The sequence below is a fragment of the Klebsiella sp. CN_Kp066 genome (assembly GCF_040065135.1).
GTDB classification, from domain to species: domain Bacteria; phylum Pseudomonadota; class Gammaproteobacteria; order Enterobacterales; family Enterobacteriaceae; genus Klebsiella; species Klebsiella oxytoca.
The window spans coordinates 105,627-131,801 of the sequence record NZ_JBEAIU010000023.1 but is presented as its reverse complement, the minus strand read 5'-3'; the positions used below and the strand labels follow the sequence as shown (position 1 = coordinate 131,801).

The following is a 26,175-nucleotide window of genomic DNA, read 5'->3' as shown; positions in this document are numbered from 1 at the left end:
TGAAGTGAGAATGGGCTGTTGATATAAACCCTCTCATGCAACCGGTATGATATCCTTGACCTTTATCAACTACCATACAAGACAGATTGGGTTATTTACCGTGCTATTTCACGCACTAAAAGCGTGAAAAATGCCGGGCTAAAGGCCCGGCAGATTGTTATTTTTGGCTATCATCATTCGGTGCGGAATGTATGCTGCTTAAATATATTGTCCGTTGCCCACCGCTTTATTCTGCGGTGCGCAATCCGCTGCATCATTCAGCAAGCTCAGATCGCGATCGCGAACTTCAGGCATCAGGATGGCAGAAATTAAGCCGATGATTGAGTAGCACACCAGCATAACAACAATGGGCATCCATGAACCGGTCATATTACAGAAGATACCGGCCAGAACAGGACCAAAGCCAACCGCGACTAAACCACCCGCCTCTTTAGAGATTGCCATGCGGGTAAAGCGGTTACGTGAGCCGAATATTTCAGCCATCGTAATATTTTCCAGCGCAAACAGGCCTAATACAGCGACGTTATGAATAACGATTAATGACGCCATAATGGTGCTCGCGCTGTAGCTTTTATCAACAATAATCGACAGCATCGGCCAGGCCAGAATAATGGCTGAAATATTGATGATAATATAAGGGATGCGGCGCCCTACTTTATCTGACAGCCAGCCCAGGAATGGAATGGTGATAAAACCAATCACGGAGCTGATCATTAGCGCATCGGTGGGGATACCTTTATCAAACATTAAGGTTTGAACCAGATAGCCCGCCAGGAACGTTTGCAACAGCCCTGAATTTCCGGCCTGCCCAAAGCGCAGCCCCGTGGCCAGCCAGAAAGACTTACTTTTCAGCATTGCGCTGAAGGAGCCTTCCTGAGCGGCCACTCCATTTTGCAGACTGCCTTCTTCACTCACCTTTTCAAATACCGGGCTTTCTTTCAGATTGAGGCGCAGCCAGATGGCAAAGATCATCACCACTACGCTGGCGAGGAACGGCACACGCCATCCCCACGCGACGAGCTGTTCGCGATCCAGCACGAAGAACATCACCGCCCAGATAGCCGTAGCGCTTAAGGTACCGCAGTTGGTTCCCATCGCTACCAGCGAAGAGATAATTCCGCGCTTACCTTTCGGCGCATATTCCGCCAGCATGGTGCCCGCACCGGATATTTCAGCGCCCGCGCCCAGTCCCTGAATAATGCGTAATGTGACCAGCAATACCGGCGCTAAAATCCCCACCTGCGCATAGGTTGGCAGCACGCCAATGAGCGTAGTGCAAATACCCATCATCGTGATGGTAATAAACAGGACTTTCTTACGCCCAATACGGTCGCCCATTTTACCGAAAATAAAGGCGCCGACGATGCGCGCAATATAGCCTGCGCCGTACGTGCCCATCGCCAGAATAAGCGCCATAGCGGCAGATTGCTCCGGGAAAAATATCTCGTGGAAAACCAGCGCTGCGCCCAGGGAATAGAGCTGGAAATCCATAAACTCCAGCGCAGTACCTAACCAACCAGATACGGCTGCACGAATGAGATCGGAAGTGGTTCTCTCATTTTTAACGGTAGTCATAATGATTATCTCTAATTGTAGGGTACAAAGTCCGCACCTGTTATTATTGCCCGAAGGTTAATAAAACCTTGCAGCAACGTTTTCTGTCATTTTCAAAAAGCTCAAGAGCGTCAACAACGTGTTGATACGCAAATTCGTGGGTAATCAACTCCTGCGGATCAATTAACCCTTGTTCTAACCAATCAATGACCACGGGGAATTTATTGGCGTTAAGCCGCGATGAGAAAATCGACAGTTCTTTGCCCGTAATTCCTTGCTGCGCCACCTGCGAAGGCTCAGTCGAGAAGCCCATCAAGACAATTCTTGCCGCCGGCGAGGCCAGGGTAACCGCCTCTTGTAAAATAGAGGGATGGCAGGCCGCATCAATGATCAGCGTCGGAAGGATCCCCTGCGCCTTCAGCGTGTCAGCCAGAGGCTCATTGCTGTTGTTAATTACCCAATCCGCTCCGTTACGCTCGGCCATCTGCAGGCGTTCATCGATGCGGTCGACAACGATAACCTGCTTAACGCGGTACACCCGCTTCAGCACCTGTATGGTCGTCAGGCCCATAGGACCCGCGCCGTATACCAGCGCAATATCCTGGTCGGTCGGCGAAACGTGCCCGGTAACGTTGGCCGCAATAGTGAAAGGCTCAATCATCACCGCATCCTTGTCGGAAACGTTGTCAGGCACCCGCCAGGCATTTTTCGCCGGCACCACCGCGTATTCGCTAAACCCCCCGTCCCGATGCACGCCAAGCACCACTAACGAAGTGCAGACGTTCGGCTTGCCCACGGAACAGGGGTAGCAATGACCGCAGCTAATGACCGGATCAACGCTCACGCGCTGGCCGATGGCTTTGTCGGTAACGCCCTCGCCAATGGCGTCGATAACGCAAAAAAATTCATGGCCTATCACCCGCGGGTATTTGGCAAACGGATTATGTCCACGGTAAATATGGCTATCGGAACCGCATATTCCCGCCAGTTTCACCTTAACCCGTACTTCTCCTGCGGCAGGTTGCGGGAGCGGACGCTCTTCAATCACCAGTTCATTCGGCTGACGAATTACGATACTTTTCATTTGTTATTTCCTTCGTTACCAGTTCCACAACGTGCCGTCTTCCAGACGTGCGACAGGCAGATAAGCCGGTTCATAGGGGTATTTCGCGGCCAGTTTTTCATCAAATTCGATACCGAGTCCTGGTTTTTCCCCCGGGTGCATATAGCCGTTATCAAATGTCCAGCTATGCGGGAAAACTTCCAGCATCTGCTCGGAGTAGCCCATATATTCCTGTACGCCGAAATTCGGTACCCACAGGTCGAAATGCAGCGCGGCGGCCATGCAGACCGGAGAGAGATCGGACGGCCCGTGCGAGCCGGTGCGCACCTGATAAAGCGAGGCGAAATCGGCAATCCGGCGCATTCCTGTAATCCCGCCTGCGTGAGTGATGGTGGTACGGATATAGTCAATCAGCTGCTCTTCAATCAGCTGTTTACAGTCCCAGATGCTGTTGAACACTTCTCCAACGGCAATCGGCGTGACGGTATGCTGACGAATTAAACGGAAGCACTCCTGGTTTTCTGCCGGGGTCGGGTCTTCCATCCAGAACAGGCGGTACTCTTCAATGCTTTTGCCAAAACGCGCCGCTTCGATCGGCGTCAGGCGATGGTGCATGTCGTGCAGCAGATGCTCGTCAAAACCAAACTTTTCGCGCACGGCGGCAAACAGGCGCGGAGTGAAATCGAGATACTTTTCGGTGGACCATAGCTGTTCTTCCGGCCACTGGCCTTTCGTTGCCGGTTCGTAGGCCTGGCCTTTACCTTTCGCCATACCGTAAGTGGTTTTCATTCCCGGCACGCCGCACTGCACGCGAATCGCTTTAAACCCCATCTCTTTATGGCGCGCGTAGTCGTCCAGCACTTCGTCAATAGAGTGGCCGGTGGTATGGCAATAAACCATGACCCCTTCCCGCGAAGCCCCGCCCAGCAGCTGATACAGCGGCATACCCGCAGCCTTCGCTTTGATATCCCACAGCGCCATATCGATAGCGGAAATCGCCGACATCGTGACCGGGCCGCGACGCCAGTAGGCGCCCTTGTAGAAAAACTGCCAGATATCTTCTATGCGGTGCGCATCGCGGCCAATCAGCTGCGGGCAGAGGTGATCCCGCAGATACGATGCAACGGACAGCTCGCGGCCGTTTAGCGTCGCGTCACCTAAACCGACGATACCATCATCAGTGGTGATCTTAAGGGTGACGAAGTTGCGTCCCGGGCAGGTGACGAAAACTTCAGCGGCAACGATCTTCATTTCTTCTTCCTTACTTCTATGCGGTTAGTGAACAAAATTAAAACATCAGACCTACTACCATACAAGTATAACGATCGAAAAAGACGCGACAGATCACATTATCTCAGCGCGGTCAGGGAGGGTATAAACGGAGAAGGAATGGGCTAATGCACAAGACAAAGAGGCCGGGATAGCGGTATTTACCCCGGCTTTTTTAACAGAAAAGAAGGGCTAAGCGCGTCCCCAGCCGGCCACAATTATCAGCATGCCGCACAGCGCAACCAGCGCCCCGGCCCAATCATAATGGCTCAGTTTGACGCCATCGACGAAACGCAACCACAGCAGAGCGGTGCAAACATATACCCCGCCATAAGCGGCGTACACCCGTCCACTTGCCTCCGGGTGCAGCGTCAACAGCCAGACAAAAAGCGCCAACGCCAGGCCGGTCGGAATCAGTAGCCAGGGCGTCGCCCCACGTTTTAACCATAGCCACGGTAAATAGCAGCCAATGATTTCGCACAGCGCGGTGGCAAAGAAAAGCAGCGTGGTTTTTACCATTTAAAACGTCGTAAGTTGAGCAAGCGTTAACTCATTCTACGCAATAATGGCCGTCGTTAACTCTATTTTGTCGGGTATGCCGTCGAAAGGAGATGTAGTAAACTCACACCACGGGGATCACTTAAAGGAAATCGTGATGAACACAACACTGAACAAACGCTGGTGTCTGACCGCCCTGCTGGCGCTGAGCGCGATGGTCTTTACCGCATCGTCGTTCGCCAAAACGGACAAGCTGGTCATTGAGTCCGGCGACAGCGCCCAGAGCCGCCAGCAGGCCGCGATGGAAAAAGAGCAGTGGAACGACACCCGCTCTTTACGTCAGAAGGTCAACAAGCGCGCCGAAAAAGAGTGGGACAAAGCCGACGTGGCTTTTGATGCCCAGGACAACTGCCAGAAGAGCGCGAACGTCAACGCGTACTGGGAACCTAACACCCTGCGCTGCCTTGACCGCCGCACTGGCCGCACTATTACTCCGTAATGTATGGCGCCTGCGGGCGCCATAATCAGTAAAACTTCGCTATAACACACAGGTATTCCCATGACTGACGCTTATCACGTCAAACTCCGCCCGCTTGAGCGCGAAGACCTCCGCTTTGTCCACCAGCTCGACAACAACGCCAGCGTTATGCGCTACTGGTTTGAAGAGCCCTATGAAGCCTTTGTTGAACTTTCCGACCTGTACGACAAGCACATTCACGATCAGAGCGAACGCCGCTTTGTTATTGAATGCGACGGCGAAAAGGCCGGACTGGTTGAGCTGGTTGAAATCAACCACGTGCACCGTCGCGCTGAGTTTCAGATCATCATCTCCCCTGATTATCAGGGCAAAGGACTGGCCACCCGCGCCGCTAAGCTCGCCATGGATTACGGCTTTATGGTGCTCAACTTATATAAGCTCTACCTTATCGTCGATAAAGAAAATGAAAAAGCGATCCACATCTACCGCAAGCTCGGATTTATGGTGGAAGGTGAACTGATCCACGAATTCTTTATTAACGGTGAATATCGCAATACCATCCGTATGTGCCTGTTCCAGCACCAGTATCTGGCCGAGCATAAACCACAGGGCCAGACGCTGCTGAAACCGACGGCTCAGTAATAGTCAATGGTGCTTTTGATGGTGTAGTGGCGGATCAGCGCAGGCTGTACGCTGTCGTCGACAACCTTAAGCTCACAGCTTACCGGGTTGTCGTGGTCGTCGTAATCGCAGGTCTGACTTACGTTGCCCAGCGTGCGGTCATTAAAGATGCTCACTGCGGTGTAGTCCATCTTTTTGCGCGGATCGGACGACGGCGTTGAGCTTACCGTAAAACGCTCGCCTTTAGCGGTGGTCGTTTTACCCAGCGGATAGCCTTCGCTATCATAGCGGTAGGTCGCGGTGCTCTCCTTGCCGCGAGCGGTCACAACAAATCCGTTATCATCGGTTTCCCACGACACGCCCGCCGAAGGCATTTCCGCCAGCTGGCATTTTCCTTGCAAACGCAGGCGTTTTTCCTGGCTTTGCGCATCCAGATAGTAGTTCGCGTCCAGCACCAGCGCCGCGCCGGTTTTGTTCTCCAGGTCTTCAAATGCCAGCAGGTCAAAGCACCCTTCGCTGGATAAACGCCCTTTAACCCACTTCACCACTTCATCATGTTCGTCATACAGCGTCTGGCTAAACTCTTTCACCGGCCCACGCAGCGGATCGAACTCAAATTCGTTAGAAAAACTGGCCATTTCGGGAGTGAAGGCCTGAGGAGCTCCCTTTTCATCGCAGGCGCTAAGCGCTCCGACAGCCAGTAACAGCAAAAACCGTTTTTTCACGCGCGATTCCTTTTGTGCATAGTACAATCATATTAGCAAATACAATTGTTTACACCACTTCTGCTATGCTTAATTCTGGATAACGTCAATAAGGAGTTTATGATGAAACTATCCCCCTGGCTCTGTGCGGCCCTGCTTCTGGGTTCGACAGCTGCTTTCGCGGCGCCGGATTCCTGCGAGCGGGTAAAAAGCGATATTCAGCAGAAAATCATCAACAACGGCGTCCCGGAATCGGGCTTTAGCCTGGCGATCGTCCCGAACGACCAGCCCGATCGGCCCGGCGAGCAGGTGGTCGGCCACTGCGCTAACGATACCTTTAAAATCATCTACACCCGCGACAGCGGCGCGCAGTAACCTCGCCGCATGACTGGAGAAGTCTTATCCCTTGGTTGACCGGGGATAAGATCTCTCTACTCCGTTTTAAGTAAGATCCCTCACTCTCCACGCCAACATTAAGCAGGCGTTGGCATTACGCCATTATAACAAAATCATGGAGTGAGCAATGTCTAACCAGGAACATACCGACGGCCTTACCCGCCGAACGCTAATCAAATCGACCGCCCTTGGTTCGCTGGCCCTCGCCGCCGGCGGTTTATCGCTGCCTTTCAGCCTGCGCAATGCCGCCGCCGCGGTGCAAGACGCTACGCGCGGTGAAGAACGGATTGTCTGGGGGGCCTGCTCGGTCAACTGCGGCAGCCGCTGCGCGCTGCGTTCACACGTGCGTGACGATGAAGTCGTCTGGGTCGAAACCGACAATACCGGCGCGGATATTTATGGCGATCACCAGGTGCGTGCCTGCCTGCGCGGCCGTTCCATTCGCCGGCGCATTAATCATCCCGATCGCCTTAATTATCCCATGAAGCGCGTCGGTAAACGCGGCGAAGGCAAGTTTGTCCGCATTAGCTGGGAAGAGGCGCTGGATACGATTGCCGGTAATCTCAAACGCATCGTCAAAGATTATGGCAACGAAGCCGTTTATATTAACTACTCTTCGGGGATTGTCGGCGGCAACATGACGCGTTCGTCACCCACCGCCTCACCGGTAATGCGCCTGATGAACTGCTACGGCGGCTCATTGAATCAGTACGGAACCTACAGTACAGCGCAAATTGCCTGCGCCATGCCCTACACCTACGGCAGCAATGATGGCAACAGCACCTCCGATATTGAAAACAGCAAGCTGGTAGTGATGTTCGGTAATAACCCGGCAGAAACCCGCATGAGCGGTGGCGGCATCACTTATTATTTAGAACAGGCGCGCGAGCGCTCTAACGCGCGAATGATCGTTATCGACCCGCGCTATACCGATACCGCCGCCGGGCGGGAAGATGAATGGATCCCGATTCGCCCCGGCACCGACGCCGCGCTGGTGGCCGGCATCGCCTGGGTGCTGATTAATGAAAATCTGGTCGATCAGCCATTCCTCGATAAATACTGCGTCGGTTACGATGAGAAAACGCTGCCGGCAGACGCCCCGGCGAACGGGCATTACAAAGCGTATATTCTCGGCGAGGGTGACGACGGCACGGCGAAAACCCCACAATGGGCATCGCGGATCACCGGCATTCCCGTCGACCGCATCATCAAGCTGGCCCGGGAAATCGGCAGCACGAAACCGGCTTATATTTGCCAGGGATGGGGACCGCAGCGCCAGGCTAACGGTGAACTGTCGGCCCGAGCGATCGCCATGCTGCCGATACTGACCGGCAACGTCGGCATTAACGGCGGCAACAGCGGCGCCCGCGAATCCACCTATACCATTACTATTGAACGCCTGCCGGTGCTGACCAATCCGATTAAAACCGCCATCTCCTGCTTTAGCTGGACCGACGCCATCGCTCGCGGCCCGGAAATGACCGCCACCCGCGACGGCGTACGCGGCAAAGAGAAGCTGGATGTGCCAATTAAATTCCTCTGGAACTATGCCGGCAACACCATCATCAACCAGCACTCGGATATCAATAAAACCTACGAGATCCTGCAGGATGAAAGCAAATGCGAGATGATCGTGGTTATCGAAAACTTTATGACTTCATCGGCCAAATATGCCGATATTCTGCTGCCGGACCTGATGACCGTCGAGCAGGAAGATATTATTCCCAACGATTACGCCGGCAATATGGGTTATCTCATTTTCATTCAGCCGGTCACCTCCGCCAAATTTGAGCGCAAACCTATCTACTGGATCCTTAGCGAAGTGGCAAAACGGCTTGGCGAGGATGTCCACCAGAAGTTTACCGAAGGCCGTACCCAGGAGCAGTGGCTGCAGCATTTGTACGCGAAAATGCTGGCGAAAGACCCGGCGCTCCCGAGCTATGACGAACTGAAAAAGATGGGGATTTATAAACGTAGAGACCCCAACGGCCACTTTGTCGCCTATCGCGACTTCCGTAAAGACCCGGCCGCCAATCCGTTAAAAACCCCGTCGGGTAAAATCGAGATTTACTCCAGCCGTCTGGCGGAGATCGCCGCAAACTGGCAGCTCGAAAAGGACGAAACCATTAGCCCGCTGCCGGTCTACGCCTCAACCTTTGAAGGCTGGGATGATCCTTTACGCGAGAAGTTCCCGCTGCAAATGTTCGGCTTCCACTACAAGGCGCGCACCCACTCAAGCTACGGCAATGTGGATATACTTCAGGCAGCCTGCCGTCAGGAGGTGTGGCTAAATCCTCTGGACGCCGAAAAACGCGGGATCAAGAACGGCGATATGGTGCGCGTATTCAACGCCCGCGGCGAACTGCGGATCCCGGCCAAGGTGACCCCGCGCATCATGCCCGGCGTGTCGGCGATGGGCCAGGGGGCCTGGCATGATGCCAATATGAACGGCGATCGTATCGATCGCGGCTCGTGTATCAATACGCTGACGACACACCGCCCTTCGCCGCTGGCTAAGGGCAACCCGCAGCACACCAATCTGGTCGAAATCGAGAAGGTTTAAGGAGTAAACCATGAGCGCTCAGTATGGATTTTTTATCGACTCCGCCCGCTGCACGGGCTGTAAGACCTGCGAGCTGGCCTGTAAGGATTATAAAAACTTAACGCCTGATGTCAGCTTTCGCCGCATCTACGAATACGCGGGCGGCGACTGGCAGGAAGATAACGGCGTGTGGCAGCAAAACGTCTTCGCCTATTACCTGTCAATCGCCTGCAACCACTGCGCAGATCCGGCCTGCACGAAAGTATGTCCCAGCGGCGCCATGCACAAGCGCGATGACGGTTTCGTGGTAGTGAACGAAGAGGTATGCATCGGCTGTCGCTACTGCCATATGGCCTGCCCGTACGGTGCGCCGCAGTACAACGCGGCAAAAGGCCATATGACTAAATGCGACGGCTGCTATGACCGGGTCGCCGAAGGTAAAAAACCGATATGCGTCGAGTCCTGCCCGCTGAGGGCTCTCGACTTTGGCCCCATCGAAGAACTCCGCGAAAAACACGGTCAGCTGGCCGCCGTCGCTCCGCTGCCGTCTGCGCACTTCACCAGGCCGAGTATCGTGATCAAACCGAACGCCAATGCGCGTCCGTGCGGCGATACCACCGGCTATTTGGCCAACCCGAAGGAGGTATAAAATGGGAAACGGATGGCATGAATGGCCGCTGGTGCTGTTTACGGTGCTGGGGCAAAGCGTCGCAGGGGCGATTATCGTCAGCGGGCTGGGCTGGCTTTCGCTGAATAACAACTCCGAAGCCCGGCAGCGCCTGGTGCGGGGCATGTTTTTTATCTGGCTGATAATGGGGATTGGCTTTCTCGCATCAATCATCCACCTCGGCTCGCCGCTGCGGGCATTTAACGCCCTTAACCGGGTGGGATCATCGGCGTTAAGCAATGAAATTGCCAGCGGCGCACTATTTTTCGCCGTCGGGGGTTTCTGGTGGCTGGTGACGATTCTCGGGAAAATGCCGCGGGTTCTGGCGAAAGCCTGGCTCCTGCTGACTATGCTGCTCGGCTGCCTGTTCGTCCTTGAGATGACCATGGTGTACCAGATTGATACCGTGCCGACCTGGTATAATGCCTATACCACCGCCGCATTCTTCCTGACGATGGTGCTGTGCGGGCCGCTTTTCGCCGCCCTGCTGCTGCGCGTAGCCAACGTGCCGTTTAACGGCAGAGTTTTCGCTTCGATGAGCGTGCTCGCGCTGCTGGCAAGCCTGGCGGTCGTCATATTGCAGAACAGCGAGCTGGCGGAGATCCACAGCTCCGTACAGCAGGCCAGCGCACTGCTGCCTTATTATGGCTGGCTACAAATCCTGCGGTTAGTTCTTTTGGCGCTGGGTCTCGGCTGCTGGATCTGCCCGCTGGCAAGACGCCAGAATCCGCGCATCGCCAGCTTGCTGCTCGGACTGGCACTGGTGATGCTCGGCGAGTTTATCGGCCGCGGCCTGTTTTATGGTCTCCATATGACCGTGGGTACGGCAATTGCCGGTTAATAAACGGGTGCTGCGGCCCCCTCTGCTGTAAGGAATGGTATGATGCAATCGCAAGACCGCGACGCTGTCGCACTCAGCGCCCGCACGCTGGGCGCTCTGTTCTCTTTTGCGCCGGACAGCGAGCAGGCTGCTCCGCTGGTTGCGGCCCTGCGTGACGGCAGCTGGCGAAGTCAGTGGCCCTACGCGGTGACGGACGGCCTGGCGGCGCTGTTCGCTCGCGAGGACGATGAACCGCTACCGGAAGCCTGGCAGCGGCTGTTTATCGGTCCGTGGGCGCTGCCTGCGCCGCCGTGGGGCTCCGTCTGGCTGGATAAAGAAAGCGTGTTGTTTGGCGACTCAACGCTGGCGCTTCGTGAATGGATGCGGGTAACCGGCATCGCGCTGTCCGAACAACGTTCGGAGCCGGAAGACCACTTTGGCACCCTGCTACTGCTGGCAGCCTGGCTGTGCGAATCTGCTCAGGATGAGGCCTTTAACCAGCTTCTGGCCTGGCATCTCCTCCCGTGGTCCGGCCGCTTTCTGAGCGTATTTGTGGCCGAGGCGAATCAGCCTTTTTATCAGGCTCTTGGCCAGCTGGCGCAAGAGACGCTGGCGCAATGGCAGGCGCGGCTGCCCTGTGCGGTGGCCGAGAAACCGCTCTACCGTTAACTCCCTCAGCTGATGCCCGCCAGCCGGGCATCACCTGCAAGTGACAATGTCACCTTTCCGCTTCATTCGCACTTATCGCTTTTGCTTATATCTTTATATCCAGAGAAAATAAGCCATCTGTTTCGCTAATCGTATTCGCTAATGCATCGTCTTCACGCTTATCCTGATGTCCAGGTTATGTTTCGCCGTCTGGTCATTGCCATGCTGGTCGGCGTCTTCGCCGCCCTCGCGGTTGCCCTGTTCCGCCATGCAATGGCGGGACTGGAAAGCCTGTTTCTGAGCAATGACAGCGGAAGTCTGGTGAACGCCGCTGAGTCTATGCCCGGATGGCGTCGGCTGTTAACGCCAATGCTGGGCGGCCTTGCCGCAGGCGCCCTGCTATGGTTCTGGCAGCGCCGCAGTGTTGAACGTCCGCACGCGCCAACCGACTACATGGAAGCTCTCGAGACCGGCGACGGCGGGTTTGATACCCCGGCCAGCCTGGTAAAATCGCTGGCCTCTCTGCTGGTGGTCACCACCGGCAGCGCTATTGGCCGGGAAGGGGCGATGATCCTGCTGGCCGCGCTGGCCGCCTCGCTGTTCGCCCGCCGGTTTACGCCAAAAGATGAGTGGAAGCTGTGGGTCGCCTGCGGCGCCGCCGCCGGGATGGCCAGCGCATACCATGCGCCGCTTGCCGGCAGCCTGTTTATCGCCGAGATCTTATTCGGCACTCTGATGCTGGCGTCGCTTGGTCCGGTCGTCATTGCTGCGGTAACCGCCCTGCTGCTCACCAATCTGCTGAACGGAAGTTCGGCGCCGCTCTACCACGTTGAGTTTCACGCCACCCTGCGCGCGACCCACTATGGGTTAATGCTGGCAACGGGTTTGCTGGCCGGGCTTTGCGGGCCGCTGTTTATCTGGCTGATGAGCTATAGCCATCAGTGCTTTGTCCGGCTGCGTCTGTCGCCCCCCTGGCAGCTGGCGCTGGGCGGGCTTATTGTCGGCCTGCTCTCGCTTCTCGCGCCGGCCGTCTGGGGAAATGGCTACAGTGTCGTACAAAGCTATCTGCTTTCGCCGCCGCTCTTCAGCGCTATCATTCTTGTCTTTGTCTGCAAGCTGCTCGCCGTGCTGGCCAGCAGCGGTTCCGGCGCGCCGGGGGGGGTGTTTACGCCAACGCTGTTTGTTGGCCTGGGGATCGGCATGCTGTTCGCCAGCCTGACGGGACTGTGGCTACCTGATTACCAGGAGATCGCGATAATGATAGGCTTAACCGGCATGGCGGCGTTTCTGGCGGCGACAACCCATGCGCCGATTATGTCCACGCTGATGATTTGTGAAATGACCGGACAGTACGTTTTACTGCCCGGTTTATTGATTGCCAGCGTACTGGCATCGGTGCTGTCGCGGACGTTACGCCGGGATTCTATCTACCGCCATCATCTCGCCGAGCATCGATAAGTCGATATACTGGCTCAGTTCGCGCTGTTCCGCGCGCGGCAAGTAAGGCAATTCACCGATGAGCGGCGCTGGCAGTTTTTTGCTCAGCACATCGATAATTTCAGCATAATGCGCCAGGCCCGGATTAATACGATTGGCAACCCAGCCAATCAGCGGCAGGCCGTCGTTAGCGATAGCCTGTGCGGTCAGCAAGGCATGGTTGATGCAGCCTTCCTGAATCCCCACCACCATCAGCACCGGCAGCTGTTCCTGTACCACCCACTCCGACAGCGGACGCAGATCGTTCATCAGGCTGCGCCAGCCTCCGGTACCTTCGACTACCACATGCTCAACCTGCGCGCTCATGCGCTGCAGGCCGTCCGACAACAGACCGTAGTTGATTGGGCAACTATGCGCCACGCTGCTTTCATCTTCGCTTAACGCGATGGGATTGACAGCATCATACGGTAACACCAGCGATGACACGCTCTGTAAAACCAGCGCATCTTTGTTCCGCAGTCCGTCCGGCGTCTCTTTACTGCCCTTCGCCACAGGCTTGTACCCGGCTACGCTTTTGCCGCTGGCAGCGAGTGCCTGCAACAGCGCACGGGAAACGACTGTCTTGCCGACAGAAGTGTCAGTACCTGTTATGAAGAAACGCTTAAACATCACTAACCCCACAGTTATGTTGATGAAATATACGGGAGAGAAATAATCAACTGTGGAAAAAGTCTACGCGATGCCATCGAGGGCGGGCTTGAGATAGCGCAATTTTTGGTGTGAATATGAAAAAATGTTAACCCTGTAACAGTCGTATGAGCAACGATCCGTTATAGAGGGCATCCTTTACCAGAGCCGCACCAGCCATCGTCCCCCGGTTAGAAAACTGCGTGCTTTCAACGGCAATATGTCGGCTGTAGGCCGGTAACGATTGTTGTCGAATGCAATCAGATATTGCCGGAAATAAAATATCAGCGGCGAGGTTGAAAGGTGAACCGATAAGGATTTTCTGCGGGTTAAAGAGGTTAACCATAATCGCCAGAATCCGCCCAACGTGGTTCCCGACGCCGCTGATAATGTCGCGGGCAAGTAAATCCCCCTGCAGCGCGGCCTCACATAGCCACTCGACGCTGAGCGGCTGCTGATGCAGCATTGAGCTCATCGACTTGGCCATGCGGATCTGCGCCAGTTCCAGCACGCTCTCGACGCTGGCAATGGTTTCCAGACAGCCATGGTTGCCGCAATAGCAGCGTTTCCCATACGGGTCGACCTGAGTGTGGCCGATTTCAACCAGACTGCTGCTGCCCGCGTGCAGCAGACGACCGTCGGTGATCACCCCCGCCCCCACGTTGTGATCGATAACCACCTGAATCACATCGCGCGCCCCCCTGGAGGCGCCAAACAGCGATTCGGCCATGGTCCAGGCGCTGATGTCGTGCTGAATATAGACCGATACGCCGGTATGATTGGCTAAAATCTCGCCCAGCGGCATATCCTTAACGTCTTCATAAAATGGCATCCGGTGAATAATACCGTGCTCGGTGTCGATAATTCCCGGCATAGTGACGGCAATGGCGGTTAAACGCTCCAGCTTCTTTTGGTGACGAATAAAGAACTGGTCTACGTGATCGAGGAGCCGCGTCGCAAAGGGCTGGACGTGTTGTAATGCCAGCTCCAGCTGCTCTTCCACCACCAGCGCGCTGCTCAGATCGCGAAGCGCGAGGTGGATTTCGCCGCGGCTGATGCGGATTGAGAGGTAGTGCCAGGCTTCGGTTTCCACCATCAACCCTACGGCGGGCCTTCCACGGCTTCCAGGCTCCTGGATTTCCGTTTCCTGAACCAGATGCGCTTCCAGCATTTCGCGGACGATTTTAGTGATACTGGCAGGCGCGAGCTGCGCGAAGCGCGAGAGGTCGATGCGCGACACCGGGCCAAGCTGATCAATCAGGCGATAAACTGCGCCCGCGTTGGTCTGCTTTATTTGATCGATATGGCCTGGCTGACTGTCCGCTACCACCGTTGACTCCCTTTATTTTCGCGCTTCGAAATAAACTGAGGGCTATGGTGAAGCACTTCAACGGTACTCGTCAAATTTTTACTTAGCCTTGTGATTTACCGCACATTTTTAGCCCTGATTTGTCTTAAATGCATCACCTGGCGCTGGCCAGCAGCGATTCGCGAAAACGGCGCGCCGCCTGACCCTGCTCACGATGCTTAGACCATACCAGCCACATTTCCGAGACCGCATCCTGCTCTTCGATGGGCAACCAGCACATTTCCGACAGCTGAACCCGCCGGAATGAGGCCGGTAAAATCGACACGCCAAGCCCGGCGGCAACCAGGCCGATAATGGTCATGGCTTCCCCCACCTCCTGGGTGATGACCGGCGTCAGGTCGTAGCGGCGCATTAACCCCAGAATATCGTCATACAGTCCGGTACCAACATGAGGATCAAAAAAGACGAACGGCTCCCGCGCCAGCTCCCGCAGGCTAACGCCAGGCTGGCTCGCCAGCGGATGGTCCCGGGGCACCATCGCCAGCAGCGGTTCACGCAGCACTCTTTCCCAGACCAGCGTTTCCGGCAGTTGGGTGTTACGCATCAGCCCCAGGTCCAGCGCCCCTTCGTTTAGCGGCACAATCTGCTCGCGAGTGTTGGTTTCCCGCGTCTGAATATGCACATCCGGATAGCGATGGCGGAAGGTCGACAACGTGTCCGATACCGCCTTAATAAAGGGAGCTGACGAAGTAAAGCCAATGCGTAGTTCGCCGGTCTCGCCGTGGTGAAGACGAGCGGCCCGCGCGGCGGCATCTTCCACCTGCGAGAGGATCTGCCGGCTATCGGCGAGAAACTGCTTGCCGGCATCCGTCAGGCTAACGCTGCGGTTGGTACGAGCAAACAGACGTGCGCCAATTTGCTGCTCAAGGATTTGAATCTGCTGGCTAAGCGGCGGCTGAGATATGTTCAACCGCGCCGCCGCATGACCAAAATGGAGTTCTTCCGCCACCGCAATAAAGTAGCGCAGATGACGCAGCTCAATATTCATATTTAAAACGTCTTATTTGAGATTATTAATATATTAGACAGAATATTTACATTTTCATACCCTTAATAAGTGCCCTGCAAGGTCATTTAACTCTGTATATCAGCAAGGATTTTTCCGTGAGCCGTACAACTACCGCTGACACCGTCCCGGCAAGCGACGTCAGCGACACCATCGCTCCTCAGCCAAACCAGTTTATCAAACGCGGCACTCCGCAATTTATTCGCGTTACGCTTGCGCTCTTTTCTGCCGGACTGGCGACTTTCGCGCTGCTTTATTGTGTTCAGCCGATCCTGCCCGTGCTCTCCACTGAATTCGGCGTCTCACCGGCCAGCAGCAGTATCTCGTTGTCCATCTCCACCGCCATGCTGGCGGTCGGCCTGCTGTTTACCGGCCCGCTCTCTGACGCGATTGGCCGCAAGCAGGTAATGGTGACGGCGCTGGTGCTGGCTTCCTGCTGCTCCCTGCTGTCGACGATGATGTCCAGCTGGCACGGGATCCTGATTATGCGCGCCCTGATTGGTCTGTCGCTGAGCGGCGTGGCGGCGGTCGGCATGACCTACCTGAGCGAAGAGATCCATCCCAGCGTGGTGGCGTTCTCGATGGGGCTGTATATCAGCGGTAACTCCATCGGCGGCATGAGCGGTCGTCTGCTGACCGGTGTATTCACCGATTTCTTCGGCTGGCGGATTGCGCTGGCGGTCATTAGCGGCTTCGCCCTTGCCGCAGCACTGATGTTCTGGCGCATCCTGCCGGAATCGCGCCACTTCCGTCCGACCTCGCTGCGACCAAAAACGCTGCTGATCAACTTTCGTCTGCACTGGCGCGATCGCGGGCTGCCCCTGCTGTTCCTCGAAGGTTTTTTGTTAATGGGGTCCTTCGTCACTCTGTTTAACTATATTGGCTATCGCTTGATGCTCTCGCCGTGGTCATTAAGCCAGGCGGTCGTAGGCCTGCTTTCGGTGGCCTATTTAACCGGAACATGGAGCTCGCCAAAAGCCGGTGCGATGACCGTGCGCTATGGCCGCGGCCCGGTGATGTTGTTTTCCACGGCGGTTATGCTCGGCGGGCTGTTGATGACGTTATTCTCATCGCTGTGGCTGATTTTCATCGGCATGCTGCTATTCTCTGCGGGATTTTTCGCAGCCCACTCGGTCGCCAGCAGTTGGATCGGCCCACGAGCCCGCCGCGCGCGTGGCCAGGCCTCGTCGCTCTATTTATTCAGCTACTATCTGGGATCCAGCATGGCGGGGACATTAGGCGGCGTGTTCTGGCATAATTACGGCTGGAACGGCGTTGGCGGGTTTATTGCGCTGATGCTGCTGGCTGCGCTGCTTACCGGCGCCTGTTTGCACAAGCGCCTGAAGTAACGCGGGCTTGCGTGGCCTGAAGCGGGCCACGCAGTTCACCACATTCCCAGTACCGACGACATGCCCATCAGTTCTCTGACGGCGTCCATAGAAAGCAGTGCGATAAACAGCCAGGTAAACGGATTCATAATCCACCTCACATCAGCGGCCTGTCTATGTTTATATTTTAGCCGACCACAGAGAAAGAAACTGCTATTTTGCGCACATCCGGATTATTTCGAGCCAAACATAAAATACGCAATCGATTAATCATGACATTATGCTGATGAACCGTCCGGGCAATCACTTACCCGTCTGTACCACCTTACTCCATTAGGGTAGCTGTGGTCAGATGGTCAATTCCAGCGCTGCCTGACGTCCAGGTCAGCATCACCCCGGTTTTTCATTGTGGGAAAGGTAAAGGAATTGTGATGGAATACTCCTCATTCTCACCTATGCAAACGCAGCCAACAGGATCCGACAATATGGAAAAAAGCTCGCCGTATCAGTCACTTGTAAAGACCTTTCAGCGCCTTTCCCGCTTTTCGCATCTCTCCGCCATCGCCGGCTGGGACATGTTCACCATGATGCCGCCCGGCGGCAGCGCGGCCCGCGGCGAAGCGCTGGCTGAGCTTGGCGTTTTGCAACATCAGATTCTGACCGATAAAAAAGTGGGCGAATGGCTGCGCAATGCGCTTCAGGAAGAGCTGAACGATGCTGAGCAGGCAAACCTGCGCGAGATGACCCGCCAGTACGAGCAGGCGGCGCTGCTGCCGGAAAGCCTGGTGGAAGCGAAATCGCTGGCGGGTAGCCGCTGCGAGCACGCCTGGCGCAGCCAGCGTCCGGCGAACGACTGGCAGGGTTTTGCTGAAAACCTGCGGGAAGTGGTCAAGCTGAGCCGCGAAGAGGCGCAGATTCGCGCCGCGGCAAAAGGCTGCTCCCGCTATGACGCGCTGCTGGATATTTTTGAACCGGATATGACCAGTACGCGTCTTGATGTGCTGTTCGCTGACCTCAAGTCATGGCTTCCCACGCTGCTGGAGAAAGTGGTTGAAAAGCAGGCGCAAACGCCGCTCATCGAACCTCAAGGGCCGTTTCCGATTGCTGACCAGCGCGAACTGGGGCTGGAAGCGATGCGCGTGCTGGGCTTTGATTTTGATGGCGGACGGCTGGATATCAGCGCCCACCCTTTCTGCGGCGGCGTGCCCCAGGACGTGCGTATCACCACGCGCTACAACGAGAACGATCTGCTCAGCGCGCTGTTTGGCGTGATTCATGAAACCGGTCACGCACGCTACGAACAAAATCTACCGCGTAACTGGATCGATCAGCCCATCGCTCTCGCCCGCTCTACCGCAATCCACGAGTCGCAAAGCCTGTTTTTCGAAATGCAGCTCGGCCGCAGCGAAGCCTTTCTGCAACGCCTGCTGCCAACGGTACGCCGGTACTTTGGCGAGCAGCCGGCCTTTAGCCGCGACAACTTTATCGCCTGGAATCAACGCGTCAAACCGGGCTTTATCCGCGTCGACGCCGACGAGGTGAGCTATCCGGCGCACGTCATTCTGCGCTACGAAATTGAACGTGCGTTGATTGATGGCGATATCGAGGTTGATGATATTCCGGCGCTGTGGGATGAAAAAATGCAGCACTGGCTGGGACTGTCTACTACCGGCAACTATCGGGACGGCTGTATGCAGGATATCCACTGGACCGATGGCGGTTTTGGCTACTTCCCGTCCTACACGCTGGGCGCTATGTACGCCGCTCAGCTGATGGCTTCCGCCAGACGGGCGCTACCGCAGCTAGAAAGCGATATCGCCAACGGTAACTTTACCGCCCTCTTCGATTGGCTGCGGCAGAATATCTGGCAGCACGGCAGCCGTTTCACCACCTCGCAGCTGATACAGCATGCGACCGGGGAAGACCTTAACAGCGACTTTTTCCGCCAGCACCTCACCTCGCGGTATCTGTAAGCTACGGGCGTCGGGCCGCTCCCGGCGCCCAATTATCCCCGGTGAGAGCAGGTTGTACATACGGTTACACGCCGATACCAAACACTCACGGAAACCTCGATAAGACAAGCATATAGTTCTTTCAACGGCCCCGCAGTGGGGTTGAAACAAGAAACCTTTTCGAGGATATCAGAATGAAAAAAGTATTAGCTCTGGTCGTTGCCGCTGCTATGGGTCTGTCTTCTGTCGCTTTCGCTGCCGATGCCGCCACCACCGCCACTCCGGCTCCGGCTGCTGCAACTCACAGCACCACCGCTAAAGCGACCCATCACAAGAAACACCATAAAGCCGCTGTTAAACCGGCTGCAGAGCAGAAAGCGCAGGCGGCTAAAAAGCACAAGAAAGCAGAAGCTAAACCGGCTGCCACCCAGAAGGCTCAGGCCGCCAAAAAACACAAAAAGGCCGCCGCTAAACCGGTAGCTCAGAAAGCCCAGGCTGCGAAAAAGCACCACAAAACCACCAGGCACCATACCGCTAAAGCTGCTGCCCAACCGGCTGCTTAATCTCCCGGGTGAGATTGATTGATATAATACCGGCGCTGGCTTCAGCGCCGTTTTTTTCCGGAGAGCACTATGCTGCGGCGCTACCGTTTTGAGCTCATCCTGATCCTGCTGATTATCTGCGCGCTGGTCGCCAGCCGTTTTTTCCTCTACTGAAGACTTAGCTGCCAGAGGTTGTAGCCCAGGCCGTAAAGCGCCAGAATTAGCAGGAAAAACGCCGACACCGTTGTTAATCGCTGGGCGTAACGCGCCGTTAACCAACGACGAACCGCCAGAATATAGAGCGTAAGCACGCCTAAGTCGATCATCGCCCATACCGCCGTCAGGAGCCCCAGGCTAAAACCGAAGCTGTCGGTTACAGGAATAAACTGCGGAAAAAACGCGGCAAAAAACAGGATATCTTTGGGATTGCTTAACGCGGTCGCAAATCCTGCCATCACCCCACTACGCTTTTTCGATGCATCCTGCGTCACCGGCTCTGCACGCAACATCCCCAGCGCAAGTCGAATAATAAACAGCGATCCGATCGTCGCCATCAGCGTTAGCGCGCGTGGATCAAGCGCCACTATGCCGTTCAGCATCGCAGCAGCAGCGGCCAGCAGCACTAAAGAAGCCAGATTCCCGCCAATCATCGTGCGCACCGCACTGGCAAAGCCTTCCCGCGCCGCCGCGCCGGTCACTAACACCACCACCGGCCCCGGGGTGGCAATAAGCGCCAGTACCGTCAAAGAGTAGGCCGTCAGCAAAGAGATATTCATGATTTAAACTCACCATTTCCCAATTAAAACCCTATCTTCCTCTCTGATTTCAGAGTTGAAAAACGACTTATAGTGAGTTTGAATGTGAGTTTTACTCAATATTGAAAATCTGTGCCAATGTCTATGCCGCCGCTCTACGCACTGCGCGCTTTTGAAACCGCCGCTCGGCTTGGTTCGTTTAGTCAGGCCGCCGCGGCGCTGCACGTCACGACCGGCGCCGTCAGTCGCCACGTCAGCACCCTGGAGTCATGGTTTGCATGCCGGCTTTTTGTTCGCCATGGCCCAAAGGTCACGCTTACCGATGCCGGCTATCAGCTGGCGAAGGCGCTGAATGAGAGTTTTTCATCGATAGACCGGGCCTGCCAGACCCTGCGTCGTCAGGCAGGCAAGCTACGGCTGAAGGCGCCGTCAACGCTTACGATGCGCTGGCTATTGGACGTCCTGCAACAGTTTCGCCAGCAGCACCAGCGACCGGAAGTGGAAATGAGCAGCCTGTGGATGGATCGCGACAGCGTCGATTTTACTCAGGAGCCATTCGACTGCGCAATCCTCCTGGGAGATGGCAATTTTGGCAATAATAACTGCTGCAGCCTGCTTTTTGCCGAATGGTTAATCCCGCTTTGCGCACCGGGGATGATGCAGCAGGCCAGGCAAGATTTAGCGGCCTGCACGCTGATACATCCGTCCACCGATCGCCGTGACTGGCGGCGCTGGCTCGAGCATTATGAGCGACCTGCGCCGGATATTGCTCAGGGCATCGTCTTTGATACCCTTGAGCAAGGCACCATGGCGGCGATGAGCGGGCACGGCGTCAGCATTGGCGATCTGCTGCTTAATCTACCCGCGATACGCGCCGGGCTGCTGGCCTTACCCTTCCCGACGGCGGTAACTACCGGCGAAGGCTACTATTTTGTCTGGCCGAAAAACCCTCTCAGCCCACAGCCCATCGCTTTACTGCATCACTTTTTAAATCAGCATATCCCCGGCCCGCTCCCCGATAATATTCTCCGCCGGGGAGAGGAGCCCGAATTAGAGAACGTGAACCGCGGCAACTAATAGATAGCCCGTAGCGCCCCAGATCATCGCGGATACGACCGAAACATAAACTAATGCGCGAATACCTTGTTTAGACATAAATCCTCCCGTACATCGGGTGTTAGACATTGCAGATATCATCGCCGGGATAACATCTCTGTTTGCTCAACAAGCGGGTAGCAATAACAACGTTTACGGTGAGAAAATGTTTCGCTTTGAAAGTAAGTAAGAAACAGGTAAAGAAGTGCGTTTTTCCTGTGAAGAAATTGCATATTTTACCCAATAGCGGCTTTTTTTTTCTGAATGGACTTAAGAATAAGCTGAAGCGGAAATCAGGTTATGTTCCCTCATCTGATGTACGTTCGGATACACGATTTATGTTGCTTCCGCCGCCCTTTTCTGCGGAAATAGCGCCGCGGCCAAACAGCGTTAACATCTTGAAATAACACCATTGATCCGTCATGAAGGCGCGTTTTTGGCTGGATTAACCCGCCGTCTGGCTTAATTAAAATTGTTCTTAACTTTCATAAACTTAAATCTGCTGCTACTTTCAATAGACATAATTATCTCCCCAGAGAGTGATATGCGTAGAGACGTACTGTTATTACTGTGTTCGATCTGTCTTTTCCCTGCGCTGGTGCAGGCCGATGATGATGGCATGAGTGCGAAAGATATTAAGACGCTGTTTTTTGGTCATGACGACCGTAAACCCGTCAGCAATCCCACAGACGATCCCTGGGATGCTATCGGGCAGCTGGAAACCGCCAGCGGTAATCTCTGTACCGCCACGCTGATTTCCCCCAATCTGGCGCTCACCGCCGGGCACTGTCTGCTTACGCCACCTAAAGGTAAGCCAGACAAACCCGTCGCTCTGCGTTTTATCTCGCGTAAAGGCGGCTGGGTGTACGAAATTCACGGTATCGAAGGTCGGGTAGATCCTTCACTGGGCAAACGGCTTAAGGCAGACGGCGATGGCTGGATAGTTCCCAGCGCCGCGGCGCCGTGGGATTTTGGCCTTATCGTGCTGCGCTACGCCCCTTCCGGCATTACGCCGGTGCCGATTTTTAGCGGCAGCAAAGCCGATCTGACCGCCGCGCTAAAAACCGCCGAACGAAAAGTGACTCAGTCTGGCTATCCGGAAGATCATCTGGATAATCTCTACACCCATCAGGATTGCGTGGTCACCGGCTGGGCGCAGGCATCGGTGCTCTCCCATCAGTGCGATACGCTGCCGGGCGATAGCGGCTCGCCGCTGCTGCTGAAAACTGATGATGGCTGGCAGGTGATTGCGGTTCAAAGCTCGGCGCCTGGACCAAAAGATCGCTGGCGAGCGGATAACCGCGCCATCTCGGTGACCGGTTTTCGCGATAAGCTGGAAGCCCTGGCCGCCCAGTAAGCGGTCAGCCCTGCTGCTGGCGCAGTTGCAGTAACGACGTGACGGGCATCGGTTCGCTAAAATAGTAGCCCTGCAATCTGTCGCATCCCGCCCGCCGCAGCAGCGCCAGCTGTTTTTGATTCTCTACGCCTTCCGCCACCACCGTGATGTCCAGCGCCCCGGCAATTCTCACGGTACCGCGCACCAGCTCTGCGGCCTGGGTATCAACATCCACCAATCCGGCCAGCGATTTATCGATCTTGAGGCTGTCGAAGCTGAAGCTGCGTAAGTAGCCGATGCTGGAGTAGCCGGTACCAAAATCGTCGAGCGCTACCGCGATACCCAGCGATTTTAAATTTTTAATCGCCGTTCTCGCGCGGTCGGGATTCTCCAGAACATAGCTCTCGGTAACCTCAAGCTGAAGGCGACGGGCCGGAAAATGGCAGCGTCCCAGCACCTGGACTACCCGCGACTCGAACTCCGGATCGCGGAACTGCGCCGGGGAGATATTTACCGACAGAAGCAGATCGCCTAACGGCTGCAGATCGCTGCAGGCGCGATGCAGGACAAATTGACCGAGGGCGTATATCAGGCCGCTGCTTTCGGCGATACCGATAAACGCATCCGGCGGCAACGCCCCCTGCGGGCGTCGCGGCCAGCGCAGCAGCGCTTCCACCCCTTCCATCACCAGCGTATCAGCGTTGACGATCGGCTGATACCAGACATCGAACTCTTCGTTCTCCAGTCCCTGACGAATGCCATTCTCGATATTGAGCTGATACTGCCGCGCGTCGCTGAGCGCGTCGTCATACCAGGTGGTACGCCCTTTGCCAGTCTTTTTTGAGTGGTACATGGCAATATCGGCGCGACGAAAAAGCTCCGTGCTGGAACAGCTTGCCGGCACGCCGCTGGCAATACCGATACTGGCGCTGATATAGATTTTGCGTCCGCTCAGGATAATCGGTGCGTTTAACAGTTCCAGCACCGCGCGGGCAAAGACCGAAGCCTGATTGGCCGCCTCTGCGCCGCTTATCGTCATTGCGAACTCGTCGCCCCCCATCCGCGCCAGCATCCCTTCCGGGGGAACCCGCTCCCGCAGCGCCTTCGCAATATGCAGGATCAGCGCATCGCCGACGTCGTGACCGTAGTTATCATTAACGTCCTTAAAGCCGTCGAGATCGATAAACACCACGCTTTGCGTCTGATAGCGCGAATTTTCACAAACCTGATTAAGCCGTTCGATCAGCGCCCGCCGGTTAGGCAGGCGGCTCAGCCAGTCGGTCATGGTGGTATGACGCGCCACGCTTTCGCCACGCGCCAGTTTGTACAGCCCGAGGCAGCTGAACAGGATAAACAGCAGGATCAGCCCTGCCGCCACCGCTGCAATCAGCCGAATGCTGTTCGATGCCGCCCGCGACGCTTCGGCGCCGGGCAGGCCGGGCTGCCAGCTCAGGTAGCCCACGGTTTCCCCGGCCTGGGTACGTAGCGGAATGCTGTATTCGCCGCCGGTCTGGGTGACGTGCAGATTGCGAATCTGGAACGTATCGCCTAGACGTTCAAGCATTTGCGGGTTGATATGGCGGGTAATCACCAGATAGCGGCGGGTATCATCAAACACCTGCAGGCGTCCGACCGTCGGACGGATCAGGCCGATGCCGATAAAAGCAATACCGGCGCGGGTGCCGGTAATGCCAGCCCAGGCGCTTTTACCGCTGCGCAGCGCGGCGGCATGCTGCGAAATAAGCGCGTGGAAGCCGCTGCCGAGAAACTGCGTATCCTGCCCGGGGAAGGGCTGGCTGCGAAACGATCCCCACAGTACGCGGTAGTGCTGATCGAGTACGAAAGTACCGTCATAGAGATTGTTAATCTTGAAACCAGAACCCCAGGAATTATAGAGCCACTGCGGATCGAGCCTTCCGGCATAGGTCTGACTCACGGCATCATCCCAGACGGAATTATCCAGAACCAGCGACAGCACGCGGTTAACCGACGTCTGCACCGCGCCATTAACCGATAAAACGGAGCGATGCTTATCAATTTCGTTCGCTTTCTGGCCAATCAGATGCTGGGAGAGATAGAGCAGAAAAACCACCGACACGATGAGGCCGATCCCGGCGAAAAAGATCATGATGGAAAGCGTTCTGGCGGAGGGAATATTGCGCCAACCTGGCAAGTGAATCATGTTCTGCCCTCATCACGGCCGGTGGCTAAATTGCCCGAACAGGCTCATTTTTTAAGCGTAATACAGAGAGCAGATTTTGCCGCCCGCATTCGCAGGCGGCATCATATCAGGCGAGTTTAATTAACACCATGCCGGCCACCAGCAGGATCACCCCGATCCAGCCTTTATGGTTCAAACGCTGGCCAAACAGCACCCAGCCGGCGGCAATGGTCGCCGCGATACCGAAACCGCCCCACAACGCATAGGCTACCGACAGGTCAATCCCCTTGACCGCCTGCGAGAGCGCGCTAAAGGCGCCAAGCACCGCAGCCAGCGACATCACGCCATAGAATTTACGGCGAAAGCCGTCGGAAAACTTAAGAAAAACGTTGGCGATAATTTCCAGCGCAATCGCCAGCGCCAGCCAGGCGGCGTGGACCCACTCAAACTGTTGCATGCGCTTTCTCCTTGCCTGGTTTTACCGCTTTCTGCGTCCCGGATTTGATCAAGACAATCCCGGCGACCAGGGTGACCAGCCCGGCGATTTTTATCATCGACAGCGTCTCATCAAACAACAGGACGCTAAAAATGGTGATCAGTAAAATCCCAATCCCTTCCCACAGGGCGTAGGCTACGCCGAGGGCGATTTTTTTCACCGCGAACGCGAGAAAAATATAGGAAAGCGCGATCATAACCAGCATTAAAATAAAACCAGTATGCCCGCCGCTTACGCTTGCCCATTTCATCGACAAAGTGCCGGTAATTTCAGCAACGATAGCTAAAGCTAATAAAATCCAATAAAACATGATTCCTTCTCCTGCTTGAGAATATAATCCATGACGGCTTACTGCGAAGTAAACCGGAAAAATTCTGACGTTAATTTAGCCGTGCGCAGCGCGCCAGCTCAGGCAGAGAGAAGAAAACTAAAGCGCCGAGCGCCAGTGCTGCTCGCCGAGGAAGCGGGAGTTGAAGAGGGATACTGCAGGGTGATAAGAAATATACATCCTGAACTGATTGTCCATAAAATTACAATTATCCGCGGTATTGCTTCTCATCATTTGCGGATGAAAATTGTCCTCTGTAGTTATACACACGCAGATTTGTACCATAACGCCACATTTAACTCAAAGTCTTTGCAGTTCTTTACCTCGGATATTTGATTTGGATTAGCTTTTTACTGGGGTGTTCGCCATTATGATAGCGTTTCGTCAATTATTTATTCATGGGTCGCGCTTTTCATTTTAACC

General features: G+C 55.5%; 27 protein-coding genes. 14 read left to right on the top strand and 13 right to left on the bottom strand.

What is annotated here, in order from left to right:
* Positions 1-198 precede the first annotated feature (198 nt).
* The 4 genes from ABLV75_RS03530 to ABLV75_RS03515 form a co-directional block, all read right to left on the bottom strand.
* Positions 199-1,575 carry an MFS transporter gene (locus ABLV75_RS03530; protein WP_004102438.1) on the bottom strand — a complete coding sequence of 459 codons (1,377 nt, stop codon included), beginning with the start codon at positions 1,573-1,575 and terminating at the stop codon, positions 199-201.
* A 43-nt stretch (positions 1,576-1,618) separates the two neighbouring features.
* Entirely contained in the window at positions 1,619-2,638 is a 1,020-nt protein-coding gene (locus ABLV75_RS03525) for a Zn-dependent oxidoreductase (protein ID WP_064356525.1), read from the bottom strand.
* A gap of 15 nt (positions 2,639-2,653) precedes the next feature.
* Positions 2,654-3,868, bottom strand: a complete 1,215-nt coding sequence (rspA, locus tag ABLV75_RS03520) for a starvation-sensing protein RspA (protein WP_004113339.1) — start codon at positions 3,866-3,868, stop codon at positions 2,654-2,656.
* Between the two features lie 210 nt (positions 3,869-4,078).
* Positions 4,079-4,405, bottom strand: a complete 327-nt coding sequence (locus tag ABLV75_RS03515) for a YnfA family protein (RefSeq protein WP_004102445.1) — start codon at positions 4,403-4,405, stop codon at positions 4,079-4,081.
* Positions 4,406-4,541: 136 nt separating this feature from the next.
* Between ABLV75_RS03515 and ABLV75_RS03510 the strand changes: the two genes are divergently transcribed.
* Both ABLV75_RS03510 and speG read left to right on the top strand, forming a co-directional pair.
* Positions 4,542-4,883: a DUF1283 family protein gene (locus tag ABLV75_RS03510; RefSeq protein WP_004102447.1), complete on the top strand. Its 342-nt coding sequence runs from the start codon at positions 4,542-4,544 to the stop codon at positions 4,881-4,883.
* Positions 4,884-4,943: 60 nt separating this feature from the next.
* Positions 4,944-5,504 carry a spermidine N1-acetyltransferase gene (gene speG / locus ABLV75_RS03505; protein ID WP_004102449.1) on the top strand — a complete coding sequence of 187 codons (561 nt, stop codon included), beginning with the start codon at positions 4,944-4,946 and terminating at the stop codon, positions 5,502-5,504.
* On the opposite strand, the gene ABLV75_RS03500 is transcribed toward speG, so the two are convergent.
* Positions 5,498-6,208, bottom strand: coding sequence for a YnfC family lipoprotein (locus ABLV75_RS03500; RefSeq protein WP_004102453.1), 711 nt, complete (start codon positions 6,206-6,208; stop codon positions 5,498-5,500). The genes speG and ABLV75_RS03500 overlap by 7 nt on opposite strands.
* Before the next feature lie 102 nt (positions 6,209-6,310).
* On the opposite strand from ABLV75_RS03500, the gene ABLV75_RS03495 reads away from it, so the two are divergent.
* From ABLV75_RS03495 to clcB, 6 genes are all read left to right on the top strand, one after another.
* Positions 6,311-6,562, top strand: a complete 252-nt coding sequence (locus ABLV75_RS03495; RefSeq protein ID WP_004102460.1) for a DUF1161 domain-containing protein — start codon at positions 6,311-6,313, stop codon at positions 6,560-6,562.
* A 148-nt stretch (positions 6,563-6,710) separates the two neighbouring features.
* A complete protein-coding gene (gene ynfE / locus ABLV75_RS03490; protein WP_348854889.1) occupies positions 6,711-9,146 on the top strand; it encodes a selenate/tellurate reductase subunit YnfE in 2,436 nt (811 codons plus the stop codon).
* Between the two features lie 10 nt (positions 9,147-9,156).
* Positions 9,157-9,774: a DMSO/selenate family reductase complex B subunit gene (locus ABLV75_RS03485; RefSeq protein ID WP_004102463.1), complete on the top strand. Its 618-nt coding sequence runs from the start codon at positions 9,157-9,159 to the stop codon at positions 9,772-9,774.
* Position 9,775: 1 nt separating this feature from the next.
* On the top strand, positions 9,776-10,633 hold the full coding sequence (locus tag ABLV75_RS03480; RefSeq protein ID WP_004113347.1) for a DmsC/YnfH family molybdoenzyme membrane anchor subunit: 858 nt from the start codon (positions 9,776-9,778) through the stop codon (positions 10,631-10,633).
* A 39-nt stretch (positions 10,634-10,672) separates the two neighbouring features.
* The gene (gene dmsD / locus ABLV75_RS03475) at positions 10,673-11,281 is read left to right on the top strand and encodes a Tat proofreading chaperone DmsD (protein WP_049095544.1); all 609 of its coding nucleotides are present in this window, start codon (positions 10,673-10,675) and stop codon (positions 11,279-11,281) included.
* A 141-nt stretch (positions 11,282-11,422) separates the two neighbouring features.
* On the top strand, positions 11,423-12,718 hold the full coding sequence (gene clcB / locus ABLV75_RS03470) for a voltage-gated ClC-type chloride channel ClcB (RefSeq protein ID WP_049101156.1): 1,296 nt from the start codon (positions 11,423-11,425) through the stop codon (positions 12,716-12,718).
* Here the strand turns inward: clcB and bioD are convergent.
* The 3 genes from bioD to ABLV75_RS03455 form a co-directional block, all read right to left on the bottom strand.
* Positions 12,671-13,366, bottom strand: coding sequence for a dethiobiotin synthase (gene bioD, locus ABLV75_RS03465; RefSeq protein WP_004102470.1), 696 nt, complete (start codon positions 13,364-13,366; stop codon positions 12,671-12,673). The two genes, clcB and bioD, sit on opposite strands and share 48 nt — an antisense overlap.
* Positions 13,367-13,493: 127 nt before the next feature.
* Positions 13,494-14,714: a sugar metabolism global transcriptional regulator Mlc gene (mlc, locus tag ABLV75_RS03460; RefSeq protein WP_004102473.1), complete on the bottom strand. Its 1,221-nt coding sequence runs from the start codon at positions 14,712-14,714 to the stop codon at positions 13,494-13,496.
* Positions 14,715-14,847: 133 nt separating this feature from the next.
* On the bottom strand, positions 14,848-15,741 hold the full coding sequence (locus ABLV75_RS03455; RefSeq protein WP_004102475.1) for a LysR family transcriptional regulator: 894 nt from the start codon (positions 15,739-15,741) through the stop codon (positions 14,848-14,850).
* Between the two features lie 116 nt (positions 15,742-15,857).
* On the opposite strand from ABLV75_RS03455, the gene ABLV75_RS03450 reads away from it, so the two are divergent.
* Complete coding sequence (locus ABLV75_RS03450; protein WP_348854888.1) at positions 15,858-17,108, top strand: MFS transporter; 1,251 nt, start codon at positions 15,858-15,860, stop codon at positions 17,106-17,108.
* 35 nt (positions 17,109-17,143) lie between these two features.
* On the opposite strand, the gene ABLV75_RS03445 is transcribed toward ABLV75_RS03450, so the two are convergent.
* Entirely contained in the window at positions 17,144-17,236 is a 93-nt protein-coding gene (locus ABLV75_RS03445) for a hypothetical protein (RefSeq protein ID WP_004102479.1), read from the bottom strand.
* A 336-nt stretch (positions 17,237-17,572) separates the two neighbouring features.
* Between ABLV75_RS03445 and ABLV75_RS03440 the strand changes: the two genes are divergently transcribed.
* Entirely contained in the window at positions 17,573-19,060 is a 1,488-nt protein-coding gene (locus ABLV75_RS03440; protein ID WP_017145780.1) for a carboxypeptidase M32, read from the top strand.
* A 173-nt stretch (positions 19,061-19,233) separates the two neighbouring features.
* Positions 19,234-19,602, top strand: a complete 369-nt coding sequence (gene asr, locus ABLV75_RS03435; protein WP_023329776.1) for an acid resistance repetitive basic protein Asr — start codon at positions 19,234-19,236, stop codon at positions 19,600-19,602.
* Between the two features lie 146 nt (positions 19,603-19,748).
* Here asr and ABLV75_RS03430 read toward each other — a convergent pair whose 3' ends face one another.
* A complete protein-coding gene (locus ABLV75_RS03430) occupies positions 19,749-20,357 on the bottom strand; it encodes a LysE family transporter (RefSeq protein ID WP_049593063.1) in 609 nt (202 codons plus the stop codon).
* 117 nt (positions 20,358-20,474) lie between these two features.
* Here ABLV75_RS03430 and ABLV75_RS03425 point away from each other — a divergent pair, with 117 nt between their 5' ends.
* Both ABLV75_RS03425 and ABLV75_RS03420 read left to right on the top strand, forming a co-directional pair.
* The gene (locus tag ABLV75_RS03425) at positions 20,475-21,413 is read left to right on the top strand and encodes a LysR substrate-binding domain-containing protein (RefSeq protein ID WP_049593062.1); all 939 of its coding nucleotides are present in this window, start codon (positions 20,475-20,477) and stop codon (positions 21,411-21,413) included.
* A gap of 562 nt (positions 21,414-21,975) precedes the next feature.
* On the top strand, positions 21,976-22,788 hold the full coding sequence (locus tag ABLV75_RS03420; protein WP_004102503.1) for a serine protease: 813 nt from the start codon (positions 21,976-21,978) through the stop codon (positions 22,786-22,788).
* A 4-nt stretch (positions 22,789-22,792) separates the two neighbouring features.
* On the opposite strand, the gene ABLV75_RS03415 is transcribed toward ABLV75_RS03420, so the two are convergent.
* The 3 genes from ABLV75_RS03415 to mdtJ all read right to left on the bottom strand — a co-directional run bounded on the left by ABLV75_RS03415 (position 22,793) and on the right by mdtJ (position 25,734).
* Positions 22,793-24,949, bottom strand: coding sequence for a bifunctional diguanylate cyclase/phosphodiesterase (locus ABLV75_RS03415; RefSeq protein ID WP_004102505.1), 2,157 nt, complete (start codon positions 24,947-24,949; stop codon positions 22,793-22,795).
* Between the two features lie 106 nt (positions 24,950-25,055).
* Positions 25,056-25,385 carry a multidrug/spermidine efflux SMR transporter subunit MdtI gene (gene mdtI / locus ABLV75_RS03410; RefSeq protein ID WP_004102507.1) on the bottom strand — a complete coding sequence of 110 codons (330 nt, stop codon included), beginning with the start codon at positions 25,383-25,385 and terminating at the stop codon, positions 25,056-25,058.
* The gene (gene mdtJ, locus ABLV75_RS03405; protein ID WP_004102515.1) at positions 25,372-25,734 is read right to left on the bottom strand and encodes a multidrug/spermidine efflux SMR transporter subunit MdtJ; all 363 of its coding nucleotides are present in this window, start codon (positions 25,732-25,734) and stop codon (positions 25,372-25,374) included. The genes mdtI and mdtJ overlap by 14 nt, the downstream gene beginning before the upstream one ends.
* Before the next feature lie 30 nt (positions 25,735-25,764).
* Here mdtJ and ABLV75_RS03400 point away from each other — a divergent pair, with 30 nt between their 5' ends.
* Entirely contained in the window at positions 25,765-26,088 is a 324-nt protein-coding gene (locus ABLV75_RS03400; RefSeq protein ID WP_004102516.1) for a hypothetical protein, read from the top strand.
* Positions 26,089-26,175 lie beyond the last annotated feature (87 nt).

Coding starts and splice junctions, on each gene's coding strand:
- ABLV75_RS03530 (WP_004102438.1), bottom strand. CDS start 1,575: ATGACTACCGTTAAAAATGAGAGAACCACTTCCGATCTCATTCGTGCA.
- ABLV75_RS03525 (WP_064356525.1), bottom strand. CDS start 2,638: ATGAAAAGTATCGTAATTCGTCAGCCGAATGAACTGGTGATTGAAGAG.
- rspA (WP_004113339.1), bottom strand. CDS start 3,868: ATGAAGATCGTTGCCGCTGAAGTTTTCGTCACCTGCCCGGGACGCAAC.
- ABLV75_RS03515 (WP_004102445.1), bottom strand. CDS start 4,405: ATGGTAAAAACCACGCTGCTTTTCTTTGCCACCGCGCTGTGCGAAATC.
- ABLV75_RS03510 (WP_004102447.1), top strand. CDS start 4,542: ATGAACACAACACTGAACAAACGCTGGTGTCTGACCGCCCTGCTGGCG.
- speG (WP_004102449.1), top strand. CDS start 4,944: ATGACTGACGCTTATCACGTCAAACTCCGCCCGCTTGAGCGCGAAGAC.
- ABLV75_RS03495 (WP_004102460.1), top strand. CDS start 6,311: ATGAAACTATCCCCCTGGCTCTGTGCGGCCCTGCTTCTGGGTTCGACA.
- ynfE (WP_348854889.1), top strand. CDS start 6,711: ATGTCTAACCAGGAACATACCGACGGCCTTACCCGCCGAACGCTAATC.
- ABLV75_RS03485 (WP_004102463.1), top strand. CDS start 9,157: ATGAGCGCTCAGTATGGATTTTTTATCGACTCCGCCCGCTGCACGGGC.
- ABLV75_RS03480 (WP_004113347.1), top strand. CDS start 9,776: ATGGGAAACGGATGGCATGAATGGCCGCTGGTGCTGTTTACGGTGCTG.
- dmsD (WP_049095544.1), top strand. CDS start 10,673: ATGATGCAATCGCAAGACCGCGACGCTGTCGCACTCAGCGCCCGCACG.
- clcB (WP_049101156.1), top strand. CDS start 11,423: ATGCATCGTCTTCACGCTTATCCTGATGTCCAGGTTATGTTTCGCCGT.
- bioD (WP_004102470.1), bottom strand. CDS start 13,366: ATGTTTAAGCGTTTCTTCATAACAGGTACTGACACTTCTGTCGGCAAG.
- ABLV75_RS03455 (WP_004102475.1), bottom strand. CDS start 15,741: ATGAATATTGAGCTGCGTCATCTGCGCTACTTTATTGCGGTGGCGGAA.
- ABLV75_RS03445 (WP_004102479.1), bottom strand. CDS start 17,236: ATGAATCCGTTTACCTGGCTGTTTATCGCACTGCTTTCTATGGACGCC.
- ABLV75_RS03440 (WP_017145780.1), top strand. CDS start 17,573: ATGGAAAAAAGCTCGCCGTATCAGTCACTTGTAAAGACCTTTCAGCGC.
- asr (WP_023329776.1), top strand. CDS start 19,234: ATGAAAAAAGTATTAGCTCTGGTCGTTGCCGCTGCTATGGGTCTGTCT.
- ABLV75_RS03430 (WP_049593063.1), bottom strand. CDS start 20,357: ATGAATATCTCTTTGCTGACGGCCTACTCTTTGACGGTACTGGCGCTT.
- ABLV75_RS03425 (WP_049593062.1), top strand. CDS start 20,475: ATGTCTATGCCGCCGCTCTACGCACTGCGCGCTTTTGAAACCGCCGCT.
- ABLV75_RS03420 (WP_004102503.1), top strand. CDS start 21,976: ATGCGTAGAGACGTACTGTTATTACTGTGTTCGATCTGTCTTTTCCCT.
- ABLV75_RS03415 (WP_004102505.1), bottom strand. CDS start 24,949: ATGATTCACTTGCCAGGTTGGCGCAATATTCCCTCCGCCAGAACGCTT.
- mdtI (WP_004102507.1), bottom strand. CDS start 25,385: ATGCAACAGTTTGAGTGGGTCCACGCCGCCTGGCTGGCGCTGGCGATT.
- mdtJ (WP_004102515.1), bottom strand. CDS start 25,734: ATGTTTTATTGGATTTTATTAGCTTTAGCTATCGTTGCTGAAATTACC.
- ABLV75_RS03400 (WP_004102516.1), top strand. CDS start 25,765: ATGACGGCTTACTGCGAAGTAAACCGGAAAAATTCTGACGTTAATTTA.